Origin of the sequence: Dyella sp. KRB-257 (genome assembly GCF_049445995.1) — a bacterium.
Classification (GTDB): Bacteria; Pseudomonadota; Gammaproteobacteria; order Xanthomonadales; family Rhodanobacteraceae; genus Dyella_A.
On the sequence record NZ_JBMSDZ010000044.1, the window covers coordinates 1 to 5,332 of the forward strand.

At 55.4% G+C, this 5,332-nt stretch carries 2 tRNA genes and 2 rRNA genes; all 4 read left to right on the plus strand.

Annotation, left to right across the window (positions count from 1 at the left end):
• Nucleotides 1–290 precede the first annotated feature (290 nt).
• The 4 genes from ACO2Q2_RS17255 (at nucleotide 291) to ACO2Q2_RS17270 (ending at nucleotide 5,308) form a co-directional block, all read left to right on the plus strand.
• Nucleotides 291–1,835 (plus strand): 16S ribosomal RNA (locus ACO2Q2_RS17255).
• Between the two features lie 100 nt (nucleotides 1,836–1,935).
• Nucleotides 1,936–2,012 (plus strand) — tRNA-Ile (locus ACO2Q2_RS17260).
• Between the two features lie 111 nt (nucleotides 2,013–2,123).
• Nucleotides 2,124–2,199: transfer RNA gene (locus ACO2Q2_RS17265), tRNA-Ala, on the plus strand.
• A gap of 215 nt (nucleotides 2,200–2,414) precedes the next feature.
• A 23S ribosomal RNA gene (locus ACO2Q2_RS17270) occupies nucleotides 2,415–5,308 on the plus strand.
• Together the 16S and 23S rRNA genes with 2 tRNA genes alongside form the textbook arrangement of a ribosomal RNA operon.
• Nucleotides 5,309–5,332 lie beyond the last annotated feature (24 nt).

The window sequence follows — 5,332 nt, forward strand, 5'->3', positions numbered from 1 at the left end:
CGACGAAGCGAAAAAACAATTCGCGCAGGTGTTGACGAGGTGGAAGATCGATGTAGAATGTGCGGCTCACCCGGGGCGAAATGCTTCGGAGCGGTTCGAGAAACGGACTGCAAGTGGTTGATCTTTGACAGTGTGCGCAGGTGACTTGTGTGGACGCCTTGCAGCGGACGGAATGACTGTCCAAGCAATGCAAGGGTCCGACATACAAGTCAGCAATGACGTTTTATGTTGGGATCACCCTTCGGAAAGATAGACGGCTTTCGTTCGCAAGGACGAAGTTGTCGACAACTTAAGTGAAGAGTTTGATCCTGGCTCAGATTGAACGCTGGCGGCATGCCTAACACATGCAAGTCGAACGGCAGCACAGGGGAGCTTGCTCCCTGGGTGGCGAGTGGCGGACGGGTGAGTAATGCATCGGGACCTACCCAGACGTGGGGGATAACGTAGGGAAACTTACGCTAATACCGCATACGTCCTACGGGAGAAAGCAGGGGACCTTCGGGCCTTGCGCGGTTGGACGGACCGATGTTCGATTAGCTGGTTGGTGAGGTAACGGCTCACCAAGGCGACGATCGATAGCTGGTCTGAGAGGATGATCAGCCACACTGGAACTGAGACACGGTCCAGACTCCTACGGGAGGCAGCAGTGGGGAATATTGGACAATGGGCGCAAGCCTGATCCAGCAATGCCGCGTGTGTGAAGAAGGCCTTCGGGTTGTAAAGCACTTTTATCAGGAGCGAAATACCACCGGCGAATACCCGGTGGGGCTGACGGTACCTGAGGAATAAGCACCGGCTAACTTCGTGCCAGCAGCCGCGGTAATACGAAGGGTGCAAGCGTTAATCGGAATTACTGGGCGTAAAGCGTGCGTAGGCGGTTTGTTAAGTCTGCTGTGAAATCCCCGGGCTCAACCTGGGAATGGCAGTGGATACTGGCAGGCTAGAGTGTGTCAGAGGATGGTGGAATTCCCGGTGTAGCGGTGAAATGCGTAGAGATCGGGAGGAACATCAGTGGCGAAGGCGGCCATCTGGGACAACACTGACGCTGAGGCACGAAAGCGTGGGGAGCAAACAGGATTAGATACCCTGGTAGTCCACGCCCTAAACGATGCGAACTGGATGTTGGTCTCAACTCGGAGATCAGTGTCGAAGCTAACGCGTTAAGTTCGCCGCCTGGGGAGTACGGTCGCAAGACTGAAACTCAAAGGAATTGACGGGGGCCCGCACAAGCGGTGGAGTATGTGGTTTAATTCGATGCAACGCGAAGAACCTTACCTGGCCTTGACATGTCGCGAATCCTGCAGAGATGCGGGAGTGCCTTCGGGAATGCGAACACAGGTGCTGCATGGCTGTCGTCAGCTCGTGTCGTGAGATGTTGGGTTAAGTCCCGCAACGAGCGCAACCCTTGTCCTTAGTTGCCAGCACGTAAAGGTGGGAACTCTAAGGAGACTGCCGGTGACAAACCGGAGGAAGGTGGGGATGACGTCAAGTCATCATGGCCCTTACGGCCAGGGCTACACACGTACTACAATGGTCGGTACAGAGGGTTGCCATACCGCGAGGTGGAGCCAATCCCAGAAAGCCGATCCCAGTCCGGATCGAAGTCTGCAACTCGACTTCGTGAAGTCGGAATCGCTAGTAATCGCAGATCAGCTATGCTGCGGTGAATACGTTCCCGGGCCTTGTACACACCGCCCGTCACACCATGGGAGTGAGTTGCTCCAGAAGCCGTTAGTCTAACCGCAAGGGGGACGACGACCACGGAGTGGTTCATGACTGGGGTGAAGTCGTAACAAGGTAGCCGTATCGGAAGGTGCGGCTGGATCACCTCCTTTCGAGACAGGCAGCGTTCGCTGCTGCAAGGCTTCCACACAATTCACCTGCACATCCGCACGCCACGTCGGCGTGTTTGGTCGTTTTGACCGGAAGCTTTATGGGTCTGTAGCTCAGGTGGTTAGAGCGCACCCCTGATAAGGGTGAGGCCGGTGGTTCGAGTCCTCCCAGACCCACCACCACCAGATGCGCTTCCCGCGCAAAATCCCGCACCTCCCTGTGCGGACTCTTCAAGAAAACCATCGCTTCGATGGGTGTTGAGGAAGTCGGGATGCGTACTCCCGAGTTTTGGGGCCATAGCTCAGCTGGGAGAGCACCTGCTTTGCAAGCAGGGGGTCGTCGGTTCGATCCCGACTGGCTCCACCAGTGTTGAACGACCTTCCGATGGATGTGTAGCGCACACAAAAGATTTTGAAGCCCACCGGCGTTGAGGCCGGCGTGGTGTTCTTTGAAAACGTAAACGAGTGACAAGCGTTTTGGTTCGAAACCGAACCGAGATGTGTCGTTGAGGCAAATGTAGCGAAACGGTTCTTTGGCAGGTCCTGGCGACGGGACGGCCCCGAGGCGACTTGGGGTTATATGGTCAAGCGAACCAAGCGTATACGGTGGATGCCTTGGCAGTCAGAGGCGATGAAGGACGTGGCAGCCTGCGAAAAGTGTCGGGGAGCTGGCAACAAGCTTTGATCCGGCAATGTCCGAATGGGGAAACCCACTGCGCAAGCAGTACTGCATGGTGAATACATAGCCATGCAGGGCGAACCCGGGGAACTGAAATATCTAAGTACCCGGAGGAAAAGAAATCAACCGAGATTCCGTCAGTAGCGACGAGCGAACGCGGAGCAGCCCAAAAGCACACTTTGTTCTAGTCAAACGGTCTGGAAAGGCCGGCCATAGATGGTGATAGCCCAGTCGACGAAAGGGCATGGTGTGTGAAATTGAGTAAGGCGGGGCACGAGAAACCCTGTCTGAACATGGGGGGACCATCCTCCAAGGCTAAATACTCCTGACTGACCGATAGCGAACTAGTACCGTGAGGGAAAGGCGAAAAGAACCCCGGAGAGGGGAGTGAAATAGACCCTGAAACCGTATACGTACAAGCAGTGGAAGCCCGCGGACCCTTAAAAGTTCCGGGTGACTGCGTACCTTTTGTATAATGGGTCAGCGACTTACTGTCAGTGGCGAGCTTAACCGTCTAGGGGAGGCGAAGGGAAACCGAGTCTGAATAGGGCGCATAGTCTCTGGCAGTAGACCCGAAACCGAGTGATCTATCCTTGGCCAGGTTGAAGGTGCGGTAACACGCACTGGAGGACCGAACCCACATCTGTTGCAATAGATGGGGATGAGCTGAGGATAGGAGTGAAAGGCTAAACAAACTCGGAGATAGCTGGTTCTCCTCGAAAGCTATTTAGGTAGCGCCTCGGACGAATCTTCCTGGGGGTAGAGCACTGTTATGGCTAGCGGGTCATCGCGACTTAGCAAACCATGGCAAACTCCGAATACCAGGACAGACTATCCGGGAGACACACGGCGGGTGCTAACGTCCGTCGTGAAAAGGGAAACAACCCAGACCCGCAGCTAAGGTCCCCAAGTTAGTGCTAAGTGGAAAACGATGTGGAAAGGCATAGACAGCCAGGAGGTTGGCTTAGAAGCAGCCACCCTTTAAAGAAAGCGTAATAGCTCACTGGTCGAGTCGGTCTGCGCGGAAGATTTAACGGGGCTAAGCACTACACCGAAGCTCGGGGTGCACAGCAATGTGCGCGGTAGAGGAGCGTTCCGTACGCCTGCGAAGGTGGATCGAGAGGTCTGCTGGAGGTATCGGAAGTGCGAATGCTGACATGAGTAACGATAATGGGGGTGAAAAGCCCCCACGCCGAAAGCCCAAGGTTTCCTCGCGCAACGTTCATCGGCGCAGGGTGAGTCGGCCCCTAAGGCGAGGCAGAAATGCGTAGTCGATGGGAAGCAGGTTAATATTCCTGCACTTTTCTCAAGTGCGATGTGGGGACGGAGAAGGTTAGGTCTACCGGGCGTTGGTTGTCCCGGGGAAAGGCGGTAGGCATGGGTCTTAGGCAAATCCGGGACCCTTTATGCCGAGCACCGAGACGAGTCCTATGGGACGAAGTGACTGAGACCACGCTTCCAGGAAAAGCCACTAAGCTTCAGCTTGAGAGAAACCGTACCGTAAACCGACACTGGTAGGCAGGGTGAGAATCCCAAGGCGCTTGAGAGAACTCGGGTGAAGGAACTAGGCAAAATGGCACCGTAACTTCGGGAGAAGGTGCGCCCTTTGGTGTGGTCACGTGCGTGACTGAGCATCGAAGGGTCGCAGTAACCTGGCCGCTGCGACTGTTTATCAAAAACACAGCACTCTGCAAACACGAAAGTGGACGTATAGGGTGTGACGCCTGCCCGGTGCTGGAAGGTTAATTGATGGGGTCAGCCGCAAGGCGAAGCTCTTGATCGAAGCCCCAGTAAACGGCGGCCGTAACTATAACGGTCCTAAGGTAGCGAAATTCCTTGTCGGGTAAGTTCCGACCTGCACGAATGGCGTAACGACAGCGGCGCTGTCTCCACCCGAGACTCAGTGAAATTGAAATCGCTGTGAAGATGCAGCGTTCCCGCGGCAAGACGGAAAGACCCCGTGAACCTTTACTATAGCTTTACACTGAACGTTGAGTTCTTCTGTGTAGGATAGGTGGGAGGCTTTGAAGCGCAGACGCCAGTTTGCGTGGAGCCATCCTTGAAATACCACCCTGAAGTGCTTGACGTTCTAACCTCGGCCCGTGATCCGGGTCAGGGACCGTGTATGGTGGGTAGTTTGACTGGGGCGGTCTCCTCCCAAAGAGTAACGGAGGAGCACGAAGGTACGCTCAGCGCGGTCGGACATCGCGCACTGTGTGCAAAGGCATAAGCGTGCTTGACTGCGAGATCGACGGATCAAGCAGGTACGAAAGTAGGTCTTAGTGATCCGGTGGTTCTGTATGGAAGGGCCATCGCTCAACGGATAAAAGGTACTCCGGGGATAACAGGCTGATACCGCCCAAGAGTTCATATCGACGGCGGTGTTTGGCACCTCGATGTCGGCTCATCACATCCTGGGGCTGTAGCCGGTCCCAAGGGTATGGCTGTTCGCCATTTAAAGTGGTACGCGAGCTGGGTTCAGAACGTCGTGAGACAGTTCGGTCCCTATCTGTCGTGGGCGTTGGAGATTTGAGGGGGGCTGCTCCTAGTACGAGAGGACCGGAGTGGACGTTCCGCTGGTGTTCGGGTTGTCTCGCCAGAGGCATTGCCCGGTAGCTATGAACGGAAGTGATAACCGCTGAAAGCATCTAAGCGGGAAGCACGCCCCAAGATGAGATCTCCCGAGAGCTCGACTCTCCTCAAGGCACCATCAAGACCAGGTGGTTGATAGGCGCGATGTGGACGTGCAGCAATGCATTGAGCTTACGCGTACTAATGCGCCGTGCGGCTTGACCATATAACCCCAAGACGCTTCGCTGTG